The sequence below is a fragment of the Streptomyces sp. CA-146814 genome (assembly GCF_050942385.1).
Lineage (GTDB): Bacteria > Actinomycetota > Actinomycetes > Streptomycetales > Streptomycetaceae > Streptomyces.
Genome location: NZ_CP192068.1, coordinates 3089543 through 3108840, shown reverse-complemented (window position 1 = coordinate 3108840; position 19298 = coordinate 3089543). Strand labels below are relative to the sequence as shown.

General features: G+C 72.3%; 16 protein-coding genes, 1 tRNA gene and 1 pseudogene. 10 read left to right on the top strand and 8 right to left on the bottom strand.

The annotated features are described in order from the left end of the window. The first annotated feature begins 82 nt into the window (after nt 1-82). The 3 genes from ACQP09_RS13750 to ACQP09_RS13740 are packed head-to-tail and all read left to right on the top strand — an operon-like array spanning nt 83 to nt 1634. On the top strand, nt 83-880 hold the full coding sequence (locus ACQP09_RS13750; RefSeq protein WP_433398989.1) for an NPP1 family protein: 798 nt from the start codon (nt 83-85) through the stop codon (nt 878-880). 47 nt (nt 881-927) lie between these two features. Continuing rightward, nucleotides 928-1425 (top strand): DUF2975 domain-containing protein, encoded by a 498-nt coding sequence (locus ACQP09_RS13745; RefSeq protein WP_433398986.1) that lies wholly within the window; start codon nt 928-930, stop codon nt 1423-1425. Beyond that, nucleotides 1425-1634 (top strand): helix-turn-helix domain-containing protein, encoded by a 210-nt coding sequence (locus ACQP09_RS13740; RefSeq protein ID WP_433398984.1) that lies wholly within the window; start codon nt 1425-1427, stop codon nt 1632-1634. Before ACQP09_RS13745 ends, ACQP09_RS13740 begins: the two co-directional genes overlap by 1 nt. 39 nt (nt 1635-1673) lie before the next feature. Here ACQP09_RS13740 and ACQP09_RS13735 read toward each other — a convergent pair whose 3' ends face one another. The 3 genes and pseudogenes from ACQP09_RS13735 to ACQP09_RS13725 form a co-directional block, all read right to left on the bottom strand. Next, nucleotides 1674-2285, bottom strand: a complete 612-nt coding sequence (locus ACQP09_RS13735; RefSeq protein WP_433398981.1) for a hypothetical protein — start codon at nt 2283-2285, stop codon at nt 1674-1676. 93 nt (nt 2286-2378) lie between these two features. Beyond that, a tRNA-Ala gene (locus tag ACQP09_RS13730) sits at nt 2379-2452 on the bottom strand. A 107-nt stretch (nt 2453-2559) separates the two neighbouring features. Beyond that, a pseudogene (locus ACQP09_RS13725) lies at nt 2560-2718 on the bottom strand (DUF397 domain-containing protein); the annotation flags it as partial. Between the two features lie 112 nt (nt 2719-2830). Between ACQP09_RS13725 and ACQP09_RS13720 the strand changes: the two are divergent. After that, nucleotides 2831-5197, top strand: a complete 2367-nt coding sequence (locus ACQP09_RS13720) for a tetratricopeptide repeat protein (protein ID WP_433398979.1) — start codon at nt 2831-2833, stop codon at nt 5195-5197. A 147-nt stretch (nt 5198-5344) separates the two neighbouring features. Here ACQP09_RS13720 and ACQP09_RS13715 read toward each other — a convergent pair whose 3' ends face one another. Next, nucleotides 5345-6307, bottom strand: a complete 963-nt coding sequence (locus ACQP09_RS13715; protein ID WP_433398976.1) for a LuxR C-terminal-related transcriptional regulator — start codon at nt 6305-6307, stop codon at nt 5345-5347. A 280-nt stretch (nt 6308-6587) separates the two neighbouring features. Between ACQP09_RS13715 and ACQP09_RS13710 the strand changes: the two genes are divergently transcribed. Then, nucleotides 6588-7706: an ADP-ribosylglycohydrolase family protein gene (locus ACQP09_RS13710; protein WP_433398974.1), complete on the top strand. Its 1119-nt coding sequence runs from the start codon at nt 6588-6590 to the stop codon at nt 7704-7706. A gap of 9 nt (nt 7707-7715) precedes the next feature. Here the strand turns inward: ACQP09_RS13710 and ACQP09_RS13705 are convergent, their stop codons facing one another. Further along, the gene (locus tag ACQP09_RS13705) at nt 7716-8498 is read right to left on the bottom strand and encodes an SDR family oxidoreductase (RefSeq protein ID WP_433406582.1); all 783 of its coding nucleotides are present in this window, start codon (nt 8496-8498) and stop codon (nt 7716-7718) included. Between the two features lie 78 nt (nt 8499-8576). On the opposite strand from ACQP09_RS13705, the gene ACQP09_RS13700 reads away from it, so the two are divergent. Beyond that, nucleotides 8577-9440, top strand: a complete 864-nt coding sequence (locus tag ACQP09_RS13700; RefSeq protein WP_433398971.1) for a hypothetical protein — start codon at nt 8577-8579, stop codon at nt 9438-9440. A gap of 207 nt (nt 9441-9647) precedes the next feature. On the opposite strand, the gene ACQP09_RS13695 is transcribed toward ACQP09_RS13700, so the two are convergent. The 3 genes from ACQP09_RS13695 to ACQP09_RS13685 all read right to left on the bottom strand — a co-directional run bounded on the left by ACQP09_RS13695 (nt 9648) and on the right by ACQP09_RS13685 (nt 11992). Further along, nucleotides 9648-9854: a DUF397 domain-containing protein gene (locus ACQP09_RS13695; RefSeq protein ID WP_433398969.1), complete on the bottom strand. Its 207-nt coding sequence runs from the start codon at nt 9852-9854 to the stop codon at nt 9648-9650. A gap of 200 nt (nt 9855-10054) precedes the next feature. After that, nucleotides 10055-10912, bottom strand: a complete 858-nt coding sequence (locus ACQP09_RS13690) for a helix-turn-helix domain-containing protein (RefSeq protein ID WP_404069204.1) — start codon at nt 10910-10912, stop codon at nt 10055-10057. 360 nt (nt 10913-11272) lie between these two features. Next, nucleotides 11273-11992 (bottom strand): GOLPH3/VPS74 family protein, encoded by a 720-nt coding sequence (locus tag ACQP09_RS13685; protein ID WP_093692004.1) that lies wholly within the window; start codon nt 11990-11992, stop codon nt 11273-11275. Between the two features lie 193 nt (nt 11993-12185). On the opposite strand from ACQP09_RS13685, the gene ACQP09_RS13680 reads away from it, so the two are divergent. From ACQP09_RS13680 to ACQP09_RS13665, 4 genes are all read left to right on the top strand, one after another. Then, the gene (locus ACQP09_RS13680; RefSeq protein ID WP_433398964.1) at nt 12186-14864 is read left to right on the top strand and encodes a serine hydrolase; all 2679 of its coding nucleotides are present in this window, start codon (nt 12186-12188) and stop codon (nt 14862-14864) included. 210 nt (nt 14865-15074) lie between these two features. Beyond that, nucleotides 15075-16949, top strand: a complete 1875-nt coding sequence (locus tag ACQP09_RS13675) for an MFS transporter (RefSeq protein ID WP_433398962.1) — start codon at nt 15075-15077, stop codon at nt 16947-16949. 204 nt (nt 16950-17153) lie between these two features. After that, entirely contained in the window at nt 17154-18140 is a 987-nt protein-coding gene (locus ACQP09_RS13670) for an adhesin (protein WP_433398959.1), read from the top strand. A gap of 73 nt (nt 18141-18213) precedes the next feature. After that, on the top strand, nt 18214-19233 hold the full coding sequence (locus ACQP09_RS13665; RefSeq protein WP_433398956.1) for an aminoglycoside phosphotransferase family protein: 1020 nt from the start codon (nt 18214-18216) through the stop codon (nt 19231-19233). The last annotated feature ends 65 nt before the right edge of the window (nt 19234-19298 follow it).

Sequence of the window (19298 nt, the reverse complement as noted above, 5' to 3'; positions counted from 1 at the left end):
CGTTTCCTTCTGTCATGAGCAGGGCAATTCTTGCGGGGACTGCCCCTGTCGTATCGCTCTGCCGAGTCAGGAGTGAGACCCCATGCGCCGTACCCCGCCCGGGATGCCGACCGTCACCCGCACCGCCACCGTCCTCGCCGCCGCCGCCGGCCTCCTCGTGCTCGGCACCGCGTCCGCCGCCCACGCCGACCCGCCGCAGCACCTCCCGCAGAACGCCGGAGGCTACGAGCAGACCTTCTCGCCCGCCTACGACTACGACGGGGACGGCTGCTACGCCACGCCCGCGATCGGCCCCGACGGCACCCTCGCCCCCGGCCTCAAGGCGTCCGGCGCGATCAACGGGAGCTGCCGGGACAAGTGGGACCTGGACAACTCCCAGACGTACGCCCGCTCCAAGTGCAACAACGGGTGGTGCGGGATCGTCTACGCGAGCTACTTCGAGAAGGACCAGGCCGTCCACGGCAGCGGCCTCGGCGGCCACCGCCACGACTTCGAGCACGTCATCTCCTGGGTCAACCAGGCCTCGAACCAGGTGGATTACGTCTCGACCACCCAGCACCGCACGGTCAAGACCTACCCCCGCTCCCAGGTCCGCTTCGACGGCTCGCACCCCAAGGCCGTCTACCACAAGGACGGCCCCAGCACGCACTTCTTCCGCCTCGCCAACAACAACGACGAGCCGCCCGAGAACCACTACGGCACCTGGCGCTACCCGCCCATCGTCGACTGGAACGGCTTCCCCAGCACGGAACTTCGCGACCGCCTCATGAACGCCGACTTCGGCGCCGCCACCATCAAGGTCACCGACAAGGACGACCGCTTCCGCAACCTGCTCAACAACGCCAAGCCCGCCGGAATCCCCTTCGACCCCTGGGCCTGACCGTGACATCTATTGACTTTCGATAGCTATCGATCGAAACTCGATAGATGCACAGTCTTCTGGTGGGCATCCTCCGTATCGGCATCGCGGCAGCGGTCCTGTCCGGCCTCTTCGCCCAGGCCGTCATCATCCCGACGACCGCGGCCGACGAGGTGGACCTCTTCCCTCCGTACGAGCCCTACGCCCTGCCGTACGTCATCGCGTCGATCCTCGGGGTGGCGTGCGTGCAGGTCGCCCTCGGTGCGATCTGGATGCTGCTCTCGAAGGTCGAACGGGACGCCATCTTCACGCGCTCCGCGTTCCGTTGGGTCGACACCATCATCGGCGCGGCCGTCGTGGCGACCTTGATCGCGTTGGGGGCGGCGGTGCACCTCACCTTCGACACCATCCCGTCCCCCGACGACGGCATGGACGTCGAGGGCGCGCTGCTCGCCGCGCTGGCGTGCGTGGCGGTGGGAGCGGCGTTCTCCATGCTCATGGTCATCATGCGTACGCTGCTCGGCAAGGCGATGGACATGCGGACGGAACTGGCCGAGGTCATCTGATGCCGATCGTGGTCGAGATCGATGTGCTGCTCGCCGAACGGGACATGTCGGTGGGGGAGTTCGCCACCGCTGTCGGGATCACGCCTGCCAATATCGCCGTCCTGAAGAACGGCCGCGCGAAGGCGGTGCGGTTCGCGACGCTGGAGGCGATCTGCCGCGTACTGGAGTGCCAGCCGGGGGATGTGCTGCGGTACGTCCCCGACGAGTGACGGCCGGGGTGGTCCCGGTGGCCCCGGTGGCCCCGGTGGTCAGTCCAGGGTGAGCTGGAAGTGGGCCGTCTCCCGGGAGTTGGCGTTCGAGGGGGTGACCTCCACCGTGACCGGGATGCCCTTCCGGGACGGCTTGAGGTGGATCGGGACGGTGCGTTCGTCGTCCTCGGCGAGCGGCGGTGCGAGGGCGGCGGTCGAGCGGGCGTGGTTCAGCCACTCCACGTCGTACCCGGCGAAGTGGTCCTCGTCGCTCGCCTCGCCGGCCCGGACGGCGAGGGGCGTGGAGTACGAGGCCCGGTCGAGGGCCAGCTCCTCGTCGCTGCCGTTCTCGTAGGTCACGGTGAGGCTGTACGTGCCGTCGTCGTGGGCCTCGGGGCGGCTGACGGAGACCCGCAGCCCGTCCTCGTACCGGGCCGTCGCGCCGGGGCCGAGCGGTTCGTACGCGCTGCCCGACCGGCCGGGCTGCTCCATCTGCCCGTCGCCGTCGAGGCTCTTCTCGAACTCCGTCACCGCGTGCGCTCCGAGCGCGAACAGCGCGAACAGCGCGAAGAGGGCGAAGAGGGCGATCACCGTGATCGAGCAGCCGTAGAACCACCGTGAGCCGTCGGCGGAGGGGGTGTCTGCTGCGGTGGCCGCTTCTTCCGTGTCCATGACGGCCACGGTAGGAAGCGGACGCCGGGTGATCATGAGCGCGCGTACTCAGGGGCGGTTGCGTGGAGACGGGCGGGCCGGCAGGCGACGGGATGGGGCCGGCCGGATTCGAACCGGCGTCCTCCCACATGCGGTGAAGGCGCGACAACCACTGCGCTACGAGCCCCATCCCGCTCGCGAGCATAAGGTCACGATGCCCAGGCCTGCCACGCCGGGCCCGCACCTTCGCCCGGAGAGGACGGAGACACGGGCCCGGGGCCGTACGCCGGTGGGTTCAGGCCTGGGCCGCGAACTCCACGAAGGCCGCCCAGGCGGGGGCGGCGACGAAAAGCGCCGGGCCTGCGGGGGCCTTGCTGTCGCGTACGGGGACGAGGCCGCGGTAGCCGTCGGCGACCTCGATGCAGTTATTCAAGCCTCCGTCGTGGAGGTCGCTCTACGGTTCGCGCTCACGCAGGCCGTGCTGTCCTTGCGGGACGTGCTGCTCATCGCGCACAGCCGGGGGGAGCGGCTGCCGGATCCCCAGGTCCGCTGACAGACTGGCCCCCATGCCCGCCACCTCGCCCCGCCGCCTCTCCCTCCAGCAGATCGTCGAAGGGCAGCGGCGTGCCGCGTTCGTCGGGCGGGAGGGTGAACTCGATCTCTTTCGCGCCAACTTCTCCACTCCGCCCGAGGACCCACTCCACCGGTTCGTCTTTCATGTGCGGGGCAACGCCGGGGTCGGCAAGACCTCGCTCGTACGGGAATGGCAGGAGGAGGCAAGGGAGTTCGGGGCGGTCACCGCGTCCGTCGACGAAGGGGCCGACTCCGTCCCGGAGCTTCTGGCCTCCGTGGCAGGGCAGTTGGCCGACCAGGGGCACCCGCTCCGGGCGCTGGACCGGATGCTGGCCACGTACCGGCGCGCCCTCCACGACGCGGCGGGCCGGCTCGCGGCCGACGGGGACGAGCCCTCGCCAGCCGCTCTCGCCGCCGCGCAGGCCGGGCTGGTCGCGGCCGGGGCGATACCCGTGGTCGGGGCGCTCGCCGGAGGCATCGATCCGGCGGTCGTGGCACGCGGTGCCGGCGGGCTGCGGGCGGTGTTCGGCGGGCGGGCGCGGCAGCAGGAGGAGGCGTTCCTGCTGGCCGAGCCGGTACGGGCGCTGACGCCGGTGTTCGTCGCCGAGCTCGGGCGGATCGCGGACGCGGTGCCGTGGATCGCGCTGTTCCTGGACACCTACGAGCGCACCGCGCCCCTGCTGGACCGGTGGCTGGCGGACCTGCTGCTTCCCGGCCGGTACGGCGAGCTGCCCGCCAACCTGGTCCTGACACTGGCCGGGCAGCGGCGCCTGGACCCCGCGCACTGGGGCGATCGGGGCCGCCTGGTGGCCGACGTACCGCTGGGGGCGTTCACGGAGGCGGAGTCGCGCCAACTCCTGGCCGAGCGTGGGGTGGTGGCGGAGCCCGTCGTACGGGAGGTGCTGCGGCTCTCCGGCGGGCTGCCGGTCCTGGTGTCGACGCTCGCCGCCAACCCCGGCGCGGCCGGTGAGGCGAACGCGACCGCCGTCGAGCGCTTCCTGGCCGGCGAGAGCGACCCGGACCGCCGGGCGGCGGCCCTCGCCTGCGCGCTGCCCCGTAGGTTCGACGAGGACCTGGTGGCCGTCGCCGCGCCCACCACCGTCCCCGGGCTCTACGACTGGCTGCACGAGCTGCCGTTCGTCGTCGAGCCCCACTCGGGCCGCTCCCGCTACCACGGTGTCGTACGGGCCCCGATGCTCCGGCTCCAGCGCACCGGCTCACCGCGGCGGTGGAAGGAGACGCACGACCGGCTGGCCGAGGCCTTCGCCGTACGCCGGGACGCGGCGGCCGAAGGGCTCGACCCGGACCGGCTCTGGGCCGAGGAGCCGTGGCGCCGGGCCGCCCTCGACGTGCTCTACCACCGGCTCTGCGCCCGCCCCCGCACCGCCCTCGCCGACGCCCTGCGCGCCGGGATCGCGGTCTGCGGCCAGCAGCCGTCCGCCGCCCGGCACTGGGCCCGGACCCTGGTGGAGGCCGGTGAGGACGCCGACAGCGCCGTACTCCGCGACTGGGGCCGGGACCTCCTCGTCGCCTGCACCGACCACGGCCCCCGGCCCACCGCCGTCCTCGGACTCCTGCTGACCCGCGTGGAGTTGACCGATACGGAGCGGGCGGCGGCTCTGGTGGCGCGCGGCTGGGAGCGCTTCCGGGCCCGGGAGTTCGACGCGGCGCTCTCCGACCACGGCCGGGCGGTCGCGGTGGACCCGCGCCACGAACGGGCCTACCAGGGACGGGCGGTGGTGCTGCGGGCGCTCGGCCGGTACGAGGAGGCGCTCGCGGACCTGGACCGGGCCGAGGAGATCGCGCCGACCTGGGCCTGGGCGGTGCGGGAGCGCGGTGAGACGTACCGGCGGATGGGGCGGCTGGAGGAGGCGCTGACCGTCCTGGACCGGGCCCACGCGCTGGATCCGGCCGACGCGGTGCCGCTCGGCAGCCGCGGGCTGGTCCTGCACCGGCTGGGGCGCCACGAGGAGGCGCTGGAGGACTTCGACCGGGCGATCGCGCTGTGGCCGGAGTACGTGTGGGCGCTGGTGCGCAGGGCCCAGGCGCGTACGGCGCTCGGCGACCCGGTGGGCGCGCTCGCGGACCTGGACCGGGCCGAGGAGCTCACGCCCGGTCTCGCCGGGACGGAAGGGGAGCGGGGCGAGGTGTACCGGGCGACCGGGCGGTACGAGGAGGCCGTGGCCTGCTACGGCCGCGCCATCGCGATGGACGCCTGCTACGCCTGGGCCCACGGCAGCAGGGCCCTGGCGCTGGAGGCCCTGGGCCGCCTCCCGGAAGCCCGCGCGGACCTGGACCGGGCGCTGGAGCTGGACCCGGAGTACGGCTGGGCCCGGGCGCAGCGGGAGCGGCTGGGGTGACTGGGGTGAGGGGAGGGACGTAAGGGCCGGAGGGGAGCCGTGCGGTGCGGTCTGTCGGCGCTGCTTCGGGGCGTTGTCGCTAGCTAGCCAGCCAGCCAGCCAGTCGGTTGGCCGGCCGGCCAGTGAGTCGGCCGGTCAGCCGGTCCGTCAGCCGGTGTGGACCCGGGTCATGTTCTTCTCCGCGAGCGACGCGTAGTAGTCGGTGAACAGCTTGCCGACCAGCTCGCCGCGGCTGGAGACGCCGACCTTCTCGAAGACCGCCTTGATGTGGTCGCGGACCGTGTGCGGCGACAGGTGCAGCCGCGTGGCGATCTCGCCGGTCGGCAGGCCGCGCGCGATGTACTGGGTGACCTCGGTCTCGCGGTCGGTGAGCTCGTACGCGTCCACGACCAGCGGCACGATCTCCGAGGTCTTCGCCGGCTCGATCACCACCGCCGACGCGCCGAGCCGGCCGTTCGCCTCGCGCAGGCAGGAGGCATGGCAGACCAGCCAGCGGCCCGCCCGGTTCCGTACGCGTGCGCGCGCCTGGCCGCCGTCCCGCTCCCGCGCGACGGCGCGCGCCTTCATCGCCGTCGCCTGGACCCAGGCCGGTACGCGGACGCCCAGCGGCGACGGCACGGCGGGGCCGTCGGGAAGCGTGTCGAGGTAGGCCTGCGCGTCGTCGTTCACCGACATCAGCGCACCGCCCGCGTCGAACAGGAGGAGTCCGGGACCGTGCGGCGCGTCCGGCAGCGGCTGCGGCGACGGCTCCGCGAACGAGCGCAGCCGCTTGGCGAGCGGAGTGAGGACGGAGGCGATCAGCCGCGTCTCGGCGTCGTCGAAGGCCGCGCGGCCCTCGGACCGGAACAGGCTGATGTGGCCCTGCGGGCGGCCGCCGACGCGCAGGACCGCGCGCAGCTCGTCGTGGAGACCGCGCGGCCGCATGAAGGTCCGGTACAGCGTGCTGCGCGCCGGCGCGTCGCCGGTGGTCCGGCGGAGTCCGGCGACCGGCACCGGGGCCTGCGCCAGATCACGGAAGAGGTTGACGTTCTCGGTGAACAGCTCGGATTCCCAGTAGACCGCGCAGCCGCCCTCGTCCAGGTTCTCCGCCCGGACCGGCGCGGTCATCATGCCGGTGACCGGGTCGGTGACTCGCGCTCCTCCCGCTGATCGCCGCCGCGGTCGCCTTCCTGCCGGCCCGGCGCACGCCTTAGTGGCGTGTCCGGGAGCGGGATATCGACGCCGCGTCTCCGTCGTACCGCCGGGCCATTGCGCGTGTATCGGGACAGTGCGGACGGCCGCGTCCCGGTCGCCCCCTCTACCGCCCGTTCCCGTTCGATTACAGTGCTGGGGCGGTCGCCCGCAGAGGCCCGCACTGGCGGCGGACCATGGGGTGGCGGGAGGCGGCGGGGTGAGCACAGGCACCACGGCGGTCTGGGGACGGGCCGAGCAGCAGGACTTCCGCAGCCGGGTTCGCGGGGCGCTACTCGGCGGGGCCATCGGGGACGCGCTCGGGGCCGGCGTCAGCGGGCTCACGCTGGAGGAGATCCGGGCGGCGTACGGTGCCGAAGGCGTCGTCGACTACGTTCCCGCGCACGGCAGACGCGGCGCCGTCACCGCGCTCACCCAGCTCACCCTCTTCACCGTGGACGGCTTGATCCGCGCCCAGGTCCGCCGCGACACCGGCGCCTGGCACCCGCCCACCGACGTCCACCGCGCCCACCTGCGCTGGGCCGCCACCCAGCACGACTGGGGGCCCGACGAGCGGCGCAAGGACAACGGCTGGCTGGCCGCCGAGGAGTGGCTCTACGCCCGCCGCGAGCCCGCCCGCGTGTGCCTCGGCGGCTTCGGCGACACCGTCATGGGCACGCTGGAGCGGCCCAAGAACCCCACCGCCCGGGACTCCGGCGCGCTCACCCGGTCCGCGCCGTTCGGGCTGCTCGTGGGGTGGGAGCCGCAGCTCGTGCTCCAGCTGGCCGTCGAGTGCGCGGCCCAGACCCACGGCCATCCCGCCGCCCAGCTGGCCGCCGGAGCCTTCGCCGTACTCGTGCACGGGCTGGCGCGCGGCGAGACCCTGGACGGTTCGGTGCAGCACGCGATGGCGCTGCTCGGGGAGCGCCCCGGCCACGAGCCGGTGACCGAGGCCCTGCAACAGGCCCTCGGGTCGGTGCGGCAGGGCATTCCGGGACCGGCGCTCATCGAGGCGCTGGGTGCGAGCGACGCGGCGGACGAGGTGCTCGCCGTCGCCGTGTACTGCGCGCTGGTCAGCGAGGACGTACGCCACGGGCTGCGCCTCGCGGTCAACCATGGTGGGCCGTCCCGTGCCACCGGGGCCGTCTGCGGGGCGCTGCTCGGCGCGCTGCACGGCGAGACCGCGCTGCCGCCGGCCTGGCTCGCGGAGCTGGAGGGCCGGCCCACGCTCCTCGAACTGGCCGACGACTTCGCGATGGAGATGACCCAGGGCCCGGCCCTCCACAGCCCGACCGCCGCGGCCCCAGGCTGGCTGGCCCGCTACCCGCGCGGCGCGTGACACCGTAGGTCAGCGCATCAGCTCACCGGCGTTGACCAGCAGCGACTGGCCGGTGATCGCCCGCGCCCGGTCGGAGGCCAGGAAGGCGACGGCCTCCGCCACATCGCCGTCCGTGGCCAGCTCCGGCAGCGCCATCCGCTCGGTGAGCCGGGCCAGCACCGCGGACTCCGGTACGCCTTCGGTGTCGGCGGTGATCTGGACGTACGCCTGCACCGGCGGCCCCCACATCCATCCCGGCAGCACGGTGTTGACCCGGATCCGGTGCGGCCCCAACTCCCGCGCCAGCGAGTACATCGCCGAGGTCAGCGCGCCTTTGGACGCCGCGTATGCCGCCTGCCGCACCTGGGAGGGCGCGGCCACCGCGGACTGCGTGCCGATCACCACCACCGAGCCGCCGCGCTCCTTGAGGGCGGGCAGGCAGGCCCGGGTCATCCGCAGCGTACCGAGCAGGTTCACGTCGAGGACCGACTGCCAGGTGGCGAAGTCCGCGTCCTCCAGTCCGCCGAAGTAGCTGTCCCAGGCGGCCACATGGACCACCGCGTCGATCCCGCCGAACCGCTCCACCGCCAGTGCGGCCAGCGCCTCGCACTGCGCCTCGTCGGTGATGTCGGTCGGCAGATGGGCGGTGCGGAGGCCCTCCGGATCGATCTCCGCCGCGCTCTTCGCCAGGTTGGCCGCTGTGCGCGCGCCGAGCACCGCGCGCCCTCCGTCCCGTACGACGGTCTCCGCGACCCGGTGCCCGAGCCCGGCGCCGACGCCCGACACGATGACGGTCTTTCCCGCGAGCAGCATCGGTGTGCCTGACATCGGCGCCTCCCGGCCCTGGAAGTTTTTCTGACGGATCGTCAGAGTAGGTTGATGCGGGGGCCGATGGAAGAGGAGGGAGGCCCGGTGGGCGATGACGGGACACGGAGCGAGAGGTATGCCGAGCTGGCGGCGGTGGGGCCGTACGGAGTGCGTCCGGGGCACGCTCTGATCACCATGGTCGAGCCGCATCCGGGCCATGAGTACGCGTACAACCGCTGGTACGAGGACGACCACTACTACGCCGGTGCGACGGCCATGCCGTGGATGTTCGCCGGGCGGCGCTGGGTGGCGACCAAGGACCTCCAGGAGCTGCGCTATCCCGCGGAGTCGGCGGTCGCGCGGCCGGTGGGGACGGGGTGCTACCTGTCGACGTACTGGGTCACCGAGGGCCGCTACGACGAGCACATGAAGTGGACCATCGCCATCAACAAGCGGCTCAACCGGGACGGCCGCGTCCACCAGGACCGCACCCACGTCTTCACGGCCTTCCAGGACCACGAGGCCACCGTCTACCGCGACGGAGCGGCCGGCCCACGGGACTTCCACGCGCTGGACCATCCGTACGAGGGTCTCGTCCTCCAGGTCGTCGACGCCGAGGGGCCCGAGCAGCGGGCGGAGCTGCTGGAGTGGCTGAGGTCCCGGCATCTGCCGCAGCGGCTGAGCGGTTCGCCGGCGGCCATGGTGACCGTCTTCCGGCCGACGCCCCTGCCCGGCGACCGCATGACGTACGTGAAGCAGGTCGAGGGGGTGGAGACCCGGCTGACGCTGCTGTGGTTCCTCCAGGAGGACCCTCGCAGCTGCTGGGACGCGCACTTCACGGGGCTCGACGCGGCGGTCGCGGAGGCGGGGCTGGGGCGGGTCGAGCTGGTCGCGCCGTTCATCCCGACCGTGCCGGGGACCGATCGGTACGTCGACCGGTTGAGGTGACGGTCGCCGGGTGGGGGTGGGGGTGGGGGTGTGTGGGCGGTGGCGTGCCGAGCCCCCTCGGCCAGGACGGCGAACCGGTCGAGAGGGCTCCATCAGGTGGTGCGGTGGTGCGGTGGTGCGGTGATGCGGTGGTGCGGGGTGGTGCGGGGTGGTGCGGTGGTGCGTGATGCGGTGGCGCGATGTGCTGTGGTGCAGCCTGCGGTGAGGTCAGGCGTCGACCGGGCCCGTGGCGACATCGCGCACGAACGCGTTCCACGCACCGGGGACGAAGGTGAGCGAAGGGCCCTCGGGGGCCTTCGAGTCACGCACGGCGATGGACAGAGCGACCGGGGACTTGACCTCGACGCACGCGCCGTTGCCCCCGGAGTACGACGACTTCGTCCACGTGTCCGTAGCACCCTGAAGAATTGCCATGTTCACTCCGGTTCAGAGAGTTGGGTGAGTCGCGCCGACCTGATTGCGGTTGGCGTGATCGACGCTACTCGCCAAGCCCCGTCCATGAGATGGCCGTTCACTCGACCGGGTGTCATTTGGTCAGTAACTCTTACGCTGTGAGTCGGCGGCGGTGTATCGTGCCGCCGCCGCTCACCCGGTGCTCTTGGGAGTGTCCTGATTCAGCTGGTGTACGACTTGGCGATCTTGGTGATGAACTCCCGCGTCTGCTCCACGTTCAGAGCCTGCGCCCGCAGGTGCTCGTACATCACGCTGTAGCGCTGGACGTCGTTCGCCTTCTCCAGGTAGAGATCGCTCGTGACGCCCTCGATGTAGACGACGCTGGAGTCGGCGGCGTCCGGGAACTCCAGGATCGCGTACTGCCCGTTGATCCCGGGGTGCGCTCCCATGTCGAACGGCAGCACCTGCACGGTCACGTGCGGCAGGTGCGACTGCTCGACGAGGTGCTCCAGCTGGTCGATCATGATCTGGTTGTCACCGACCCGCCGGCGCAGCGCCGACTCGTCGATCACGGCCCAGAGCCGCAGCGGGTTCTCCGGCGCGTTGACCCGGTCCTGGCGCCGCGACCGTACGTTGACGCGCTTCTCGATGTCCGACGGCGGCGCCTCCGGGAGCGCGCCGCTGATCAGCGCCTCCGCGTAGGCCCGGGTCTGGAGCAGGCCGGGAACCATCTGGGGCTCGTACACCCGCAAGGACTCCGCGTCGGTCTCCAGGCCGATGTAGACGCTGTACGGGATGTCGCCGAAGGCGTGCCACCAGCCCTGCTGGCGCGAGTCCTTGGCCATCTGCATGAGTGAGTCGACGATGCGGACGTCCTCGACCTCGTAGACCCCGCAGAGGTCGCGCACGTCGCGCTGGCTGATGGAGCGGCGCCCGTTCTCCAGGCGGCTGATCTTCGACTGCGAGACGAGCAGACGCTCCGCCACCTCCTCGGCCGTCATGCCTTTGAGTTCGCGCAGGCGGCGCAGTTCCTGGCCCAACCTGCGTCGCCTGACTGTGGGATTGACGTTGGACGGCACGGAAAGTGCACCTCCGGCTATGTAGCTGTGCGTATCTACTGCTCAGCAGATTGCCACCCCTTGCCCCGGCCGCGCTGGGAAACGGCCACACGCAGGTGCGTGGGGTATAGGCCCCGGGCCGCGCACCGGAGCACACACCGGCGCGCGGAAAGGCGTGCGCTACGGCGCGCAAGCGCGCGGGGCAGCCGGTCGAAACCGGCTGCCCCGCGCGTGGTGCGGCTCCCGAACCGGGTCCGATGACGACGGTACGGCGGTGTGCGGTTGTCCGCGCGGTCCTCTGCGCGGTCCTGCTCGGGTCCGGCCCGGGCGCTCTGGTGCTCAGCGCTCAGGTGCTCAGCGCTCAGGCGCTCCGGGCCGGCGTCAGCTCGCGGCGGTGTGCGCCATGCTGCCCCGGCGTGCCTGTGCTTGCGGCTGCAACGGAACGCCCGCTGCCTGCTGCGTACGGCGTGGCTGGACCGCCACTCCGTTCTGGACGTCCATCACGGCATGCGCCACGAGGCCGCCCATGGGGTCGTGCCTGATCAGGTCCCGGAGCCGGGAGCGCGATGAACGCCCCTCGTTCCCGGGGTACAGGTGCTTGCCGAGTCCGACCGCGTGGGCCAGTGCGGCGAGCGCCGCGGTCCGCGGGTCCGGCGGTACGCCGGTGCGGATCGCACTGTCCAGCCGGGCTCTGATGTCCCGGCTGATGGCTGTCTCCGTCGCCTGGTAGCGAGTCGTCGGCAGCACTCCGCACATCTGGCCCGCCACGGCATGAACCATGCCGCACCGCTCCAGATGAGCGAGATAGATCTGGCGAAGCCCCAGCCGGGGTCCGCCGATCCAGTGGACCGCCCGGACCGGGCTGCCACGACGGCGCAGCAGCTCCAGTGCGGAGTCCAGTGTCGGATCTCCTGTCGGCCGTGGCATCACCACGGCGATACGATCCCCGTCAGGGGCTATCCGTCCTGCCAGAGCCAGCTCCACTAGCTGTGCCCCGGCCAGGCCGAGGTCGAGCGACTGCGGCTGCGCTGTGGTACCCGTGGTCGGGTCCAGAGCGAGCAACAGAAGCTCCTCCGGGATTGTTCTGCGGCTCCTGCCCATCCATGCCTCCCCGCGTGGATGTCTGACAGGGTGACCCCTCTCACATTCATCTGTCGAGAGCGCCTGACTGCTTTGTACGGGAACCAGTAGGTATGTCGTTCTCGTCTAGCAGCTCGGCCAGGGGTTCACACAGGACACTGGTAGATGGTTCGGACAGCGCGGGGGTTGCCCCGCGGCGCATGAGGAGGCATCGGTGGCGGGCGAGTCCCCCGACAAAACGGAGCAGCGGAAGTCGTCGGGGACGGCTGCGGAGGAACGCGACCCGCGCTTCGCGGTGTTCCGCGAACCCGGTGGAGATGTGGACGAGGCCGCGGATGCGCATACGGATGCGGCTGCGGCTGTCGACGAGGTGACGCCGGAGGCGGCGAAGTCGGACACGGCGAAGTCTGAGGCGGCGAAGTCGGACACGGCCACGGCCGTCTTCCGGCCGCGGCTTCCGGAGGACGAGGCGGGGGCGGCCGGTTCTCGCGGTTCCAGCGCTTCCCGCGAGGAGGGGCCCGGGGAGGCTTCTGAGGGCGCTGTAACGCCTCAGAAGCCCGCACAGGGCTCCGCGGAGGACTCGGGCGGCGCCAAGGGTCCCGAGGGCCCTTCCGCGGCTGGGGGGGCCGCTGAGGACGATGCGGACGGTACGGCCGGCGCTGCGGCGGAGGAGCCGGAGGCCGGTGACGTACGGCTGCGCGCGGCTGTGGCGGCGTGGGTCGACGCGGCGGCCGAGGACGAGGGCAAGGTCGAGGAGTCGTCGAAGGGCGGGGTGAAGGGCGAGTCGGCCGGGGACGCCGACGCGGCGGCCGAGGCTGCTGAGCCTGAGCCCGATGCTGCCGCTGAGCCCGTGCCCGGGGCTGCCGCTGCGCGCGAGGCCGGTCGCGAGGCTGCTGCCGAGCCCGCGCCTGCCAACGACACCGAGCCTGCCGCCGACAGCGAGGCCGAGCCCGAAGCCGGAGCTGAGCTCAAGCCCGTCGAGGAGCCGGAGGCCGAGCCGAAAGCCGCAGCCGCAGCCGCAGCCGCAGCCGCGACTGAGGCCGACAAGCCGGAGTCCGCGACCGACCCGGAACCCGAGCCCGAGACCGACTCCGCCGACACCACCTCCGACCTGCGAGGAATCGATCAGCCCACGGCCGTCTTCAAGGCCGTCGCACCCGCCGGGCGGGTCGATCAGCCGACGACCGCACTGAAGCTTTCGCCGCAGGAGCTCCAGGCGCTGAAGGCTGCGGGCGACAAGGCGAGGGACGAGTCCGAGAGCGGCGCTCAGCCGAAGCAGGACAAGCCTGAGCAGGACAAGCCCGAGCAGGAGAAGTCGGCTCAGGACAAGCAGGGCAAGCAGGACGAGGCCGAGGCGAAGCCCGAGCAGGACAAGCCCGAGCAGGACAAGCCCGAGACCGCCGCCGAGCGCACCAGCACCTTCGTGCCCCTGCGCTCCGACGACGTACGACCGGCCCCCGCGCCCGGCGCGCCGAAGCCGGAGACCGCGACCGGGACGCCGGCAGGCAAGCAGGAGGCCACCCCGCCCACCCAGGCTACGGCTCCCACCCCCGCCGCCCCCTCCTGGGCAGCCGCCGAGCGGACCCGGCAGCAGCCGCTGCCGCCCAAGCCGCCGCTCGACCTGCTCGCCGAGCTGACGAACACCCCGCCGCCGGCCGAGACCCCGGTCCGTACGGCGGTCCGGCGGGTCAAGATCTGGACCCCGCTGCTCCTCCTCCTGCTGATCGTCTTTGCGATCGCGCAGGTGATGCGCCCGCTGCCGGACCCGGCCCTGGAGCTCACGGCGAAGCCGACGTACACCTTCGAAGGCGGCGAGACCAAGCTGTCCTGGCCCGGCCAGGGGCAGTCGGCCGTGATGGTGGACGGCGTCGGGTCGCTCGGTTCGGAGGGGGCGCAGAAGCCGGCGCCCATCGCCAGCGTCGCGAAGGCCATGACCGCCTACGTGATCCTCCAGGAGCACCCGCTCAAGGGTGACGAGGAGGGCGAGACGATCACCGCCGACCAGCAGGCGGAGGACGAGTCCAAGAACGAGGACGAGTCCGTGGCCCAGCTGACCAACGGCCAGAAGCTCAGCCAGCTCCAGTTGCTCCAACTGCTGATGATCCCCTCGGGGAACAACGCGGCACGGCTGCTCGCCCGCTGGGACTCCGGGAGCGAGGACAAGTTCGTCGACAAGATGAACGACGCGGCCAAGGACCTCGGGATGACCAACTCGACGTACACGGACCCGAGCGGCCTGAAGAAGACCACCGTGTCCACCGCGACCGACCAGTTGAAGCTGGCCCAGTCGGTCATGCGGAGCGAGGTGTTCCGGAAGATCGTGGACATGCCCGATATCGAGATCGAGGGCATGCCCGGCAAGATCTACAACAACAACACGCTGCTTCTGCAGCCCGGCGTGAGCGGTATCAAGACCGGTTCCTCCACCCCTGCGGGCGGGAACCTCCTCTGGTCCGCGAACACCGTGGTCGACGGCAAGACGCTGTGGATCTACGGGGCGGTCATGGGCCAGCAGGCCGGTACCGGCGGGGTCCACGACAGTCTGGAGCTGTCCCTGGCCAACAGCCTGAAGCTGATAAAGGGCGCGCAGAAGGCCCCTACCTCCGCCACGGTGGTGAAGAAGGGTGACGTGGTCGGATATGTGGACAACGGATTCGGCGCACAGACCCCGGTCATAGCGACGAAGAACCTCAAGGCGGTCGGCTGGCCCGGGCTGCAGGTCGAGCTCAAGGTGACCGACAGCGGCAAGGGCATCGCGCACTCCGCGAAGGCGGGCAGCGAGGTGGGCATGGTCACCGTGGGCACGGGCACCGGAAAGGTCACGGCACCGGTGGTGCTGCAGGACGACCTGACCGAGCCGGCCTTCGGCGACAAGCTGACCAGGATCGGCTGAGCAAGATCTGCTGAGCAGACAGCGGTAGAGCGGTAGAGCGGTACAGCGGTACGGAAGCGGGCGCGGGGGCGGGGTGAGCGGCGTCGCTCACCCCGCCTCGGTGTCAGGGGTATGTGTCGGAGGTACGTGTTAGCGTCCCCGGACAACTGAAGGACGCCGGGACGCGTCCTGTAAGGCGTACGGGGCCGCCGGAGGACGGGGAGAGCCGTAGTGACCACCGCGGAGCCGAGACCCGGCCGCGAGGCGGACAGCACCACCGGAAAGATCGCGGACGGCGACAGCGCCGCGCCGCGCGTCCTGCTGCCCTCACCGCGTACGCCGGAGCCCTCGTCCGCCTCCGAGCGGAACGCCGCTCCTGAACCGTCCGCCACCCCGCCCAGGCGGCTGCTGCGCCACCCCGTCACCATCGCCACGGCGGCCGCGGCCGTCACCCACGTCCTGTGGTTCCTCTTCTTCGCCAACAGCGGCGGCGACATCGCGGCGCAGGACGCCTGGGCCGAGTTCGTGGGCCGGCATCCGGGCACGGCGTACAACCTCGCGTGGTACGGGGGCATGCACCCCGTCTCGTACAGCGTGGTCTCGCCGTATCTGATGTCGGTGCTCGGCGTCCGCTCCACGATGATGATCGTGGGGACGGTCTCGGCGGCGCTGACCGCGCTGATCCTGGTCCGGGTGCGGGCCGTGCGCAATCCGCTGGCCTGCTCGCTCGCCGGGGTCTTCGCCTACCTGTGCAACGCGCTGTCGGGACGGGTGACGTTCGGGCTCGGCATGATGTTCGCGGTCGGCGCCGTCGCCGCCGTCTTCTGCTGGCCGCACCGCTGGCGGTACAAGCGGTGGGCCAAGGCGGCCGTCGCCGCCCCGCTCGCCGGTCTCGCGACCGCCTCCAGCCCGGTCGCCGGGCTCTTCCTCGGCGTGGTCGCGGCCGCGCTCTTCCTCCACAAGCGGCGCCCCGGCGCGTACGCGATCGGGCTCGCGCCGGTCGCCGTGGTGGCGCTGTCCTCGCTGCTCTTCCCGTTCTCCGGAACGCAGCCGATGTCGCTGGGGACGGTGTCGCTGCCGTTCCTCTTCTCGGTCCTGGTCTTCGTCCTCGTACCGCGCGACTGGTCCACCGTCCGCACGGCGGCCGCCGTCTACGGCCTCGGCACCGTGCTCACCTACTTCGTCGACTCGCAGATCGGGTCGAACGTGACCCGGATGGCGATGCTGTTCGCCGGGATCGTGCTGCTCGCCGCCCTGCCGTACACGAGGCCGCGCAGCCGCCGCTGGTACGCGCTGGTGCTGGCGTTCGCCGGGCTCAACTTCTGGATCGGCTTCAAGGGCGTCGACGACATCGTCCGCACCACGCCCGACGCCTCCTGGGCCCGTTCGCTGGCCCCGCTGGTCAACCAGCTCCAGCAGGTCGGGGCCGAGCGCGGCAGGGTCGAGGTGATCCCCGCGAGCAGCCACCGGGAGGCCTCGGCGCTGGCCACGTACAACCTGGCCCGCGGCTGGAACCGGCAGGCCGACATGAAGCGCAACCCGCTCTTCTACGATGACACGCTGGACGCGGTCAACTACCGCCAGTGGCTGGACCGGTGGGCCGTCCACTACGTGGTGCTGCCCACCGGCAGGCCGGACAACGGGGCCCAGCGGGAGACGGAGCTCGTCGGGCAGGGGCTCTCCTACCTCCGCGAGGTGTGGAGCGACGAGAACTGGAAGCTCTACCGGGTCCTGGAGCCGACCCCGCTCGCCGATCCGCCCGCCACGGTGGAGAAGGCGGGCGCGAACGAGCTGACGATCCGGGTCGAGTCGGCGGGCCGGGTGCTGATCCGGATTCCGTACTCGCGCTGGCTCGGCCTCGTCGACGAGGACGGCAAGAGCCTGGAGCGGCCGCAGGAGACCGAGGAGTCCAAGCTGCGGACGGCGGAGGACGAGACGGCTCCCAAGACCTTCGACAACCTCCACGGCTGCCTGAACAAGATCGAGGACGAGGGGCCGTACGGCGACGAGTGGACCGAACTCCTCGCGCCGAAGCCGGGCGTGTACCGGCTGGCGGCCCCGTACCAGCTGCAGCCGGGGACGCCGTGCCCGGAGGAGCTCAGCTGAGCCGGACCGGGCTCGTGTGCACGACCTGAACGGGTCTGCACGGGCCTGAACAGGTCTGAACAGTTCTGAACCGGCCTGTTGTGCAAGGGTGTTGCGGAACCGACCCCTGTACGGCGCCCTGCGCGGGCTCCCGCGAGGATCTTTGTACGGGCCATCTTCGTATGGCCTCCCTCTGGAGGCGCAGCCCTGGCAAGGTGTCCTGGCATGAGGTGCGAACACTGCGGCGGACAACGCGGCGCGCTCCCGGGGATGGTCTGTCCCGGCTGCGGAGCGGCCCGTTCCCGGACGGCGGCCGGCGACGGCTCCTGGGTCGCGCACGAGACCCTGGCAGGCCGCCTCTCCACTCTGCCCCGACGGCGTAAAGCCTTGCTGGCGGCGGGAGTCGTGGTGGCCGCCGGAGGCCTGGCGACGGTGGCCGTGCTGCTGCTGTCGGGCGGCGGGAGCGTGGGCGGCGGCACGAGCCGTACGGACGCGGCGGGCCGCGCGGGCGCCCTGCCCGGCCCACCGGACCGGATCGGAGGCGGGGCTCCGACCCGTATCGGGCCGGGGGAGGAGGCGCCTGGTACGCCACCGTCCGAGGAACCGCCGGACCCTTCCGGCCCGTCCGGTCCCTCCGACCCGTCGGAGGTGCCGGATCCTTCGGACGGGTCGGACCCTTCGGACGGGCCGGAGGGGCGCCGCTTCACGGGGTGGGCCGGGCCGGGCTGCGCGGAGGGGGAGTACCGGGAGTACGGCCGCTTCGAGCGCGGCGAGGCGGGCTGGTACGCGGTCTCCTCGGGCGGCTTCACCGGCGGCGGCTGCGACGGCCGGTTCAGCGCCGTCCCGATGTCGGGCAGCCCGACCGAGGACCGCGGCTCCATCGCCACCTGGTCCTGGCACCTCGGCGCGGGCTTCCGCGCGTGCGCGCTGACGGTGTTCGTGCCGTCGGCGCCGGAGGGCCGCGCCCAGGACGTGGCGGGTGACCCGACGGTGTACCGGGTGCTCTCCGACCCGACCGACGCGCACTCCGCGTACACCGGCTTCGCGGTGCGCCAGACCCAGCACCGGGGACGCCCGGTCGAGGTCGGCAACTACCCGGTGAAGGGCGACACGTTCGCGGTGCTGCTCATCGACCGGGGCCGGGACTGGGGTGCGGCGGACCGGGTGGGGGCGCACCATGCGGCGGCGCAGATGGGGGTGGTGTGCCGGTGAGGCGGTGCCGCTGTGGACGCGGTCGGCCGGCGGAGGCCGGAGTGGTGGGCGCCCGACGGGGCACAGTGCGGGAATGACCTTGTACGGCCTGGACGCCACCACAGACGACGCCACGACCCCGGAGCCCACGACCCCGGAGTCCACCACCCCGGAGTCCGCCACCCTGGACAGCACGACCCCGGGCTCCGCCACGCCGCACTCCACCGCGCTGCACCCCACCGCACTCGACTCCGCCACGCTCGACTCCGCCACGCTCGTCCGAACGCTGGTCGCCGCGCAGTTCCCGCACTGGGCGGACCTGCCGGTGCGGGCGCTGGACGCGAGCGGGACGGCCAACTCCGTCTACCGCCTGGGTGAGGACAAGGCGGTACGGCTGCCGCGTACGGAGGGCAGCGCGGCGGACGTGGCGACGGAGCACCACTGGCTGCCCCGGCTGGCCCCGCAGCTGCCGGTGCCCGTCCCGACGCCGCTGGCCCAAGGCGCTCCGGCCGAGGGCTTCCCGTGGGCCTGGTCGGTGTGCACCTGGCTGGAGGGCGGCAACCTCTCGCCCAGCGACGGGACGTGGGCGCCGGAGCTCTTCGCGGCCGACCTGGCGGAGTTCGTGCTCGCGCTGCGTGGGGTGGACACGGCGGACGGCCCGCCCGCGTACCGGGCCGAACCCCTGGCCTCCCGGGACGAGCGGACGCGCAAGGTGATCGCCGGGCTGGACGGCGTCCTGGACGCGGCAGCGGCCACCGCCGCCTGGGACGACGCGCTGGCCGCGCCGGCCTTCACGGGGGCGCCGGTGTGGGTGCACGGGGACCTCCAGCCGGGCAACGTGCTGGTCGCGGAGGGCCGGCTCACCGGGGTGATCGACTTCGCCTGCATGGGCCTGGCGGACCCGGCGGTGGACCTGATCGCCGCGTGGTACCTGCTGCCCGCGGCCGCCAGGGAGACGTTCCGTACGGCGGTGGAGGCCGACGACGCGAGCTGGCGGCGGGGGCGTGGCTGGGCGCTGTCCATCGCGGTGATGGAGCTCGCCGCCTACCGGGAGTCGAACCCGGTGATGGCGCGGAACGCGTGGTGGGTGATCGAAGAGCTGCTGGCCGGCTGATCCGAGGCCAGGGGGAGCTGGCCCCCCTGCAAACGGGGGTGCCAGCCGTAGTGAGTGCGAACGCC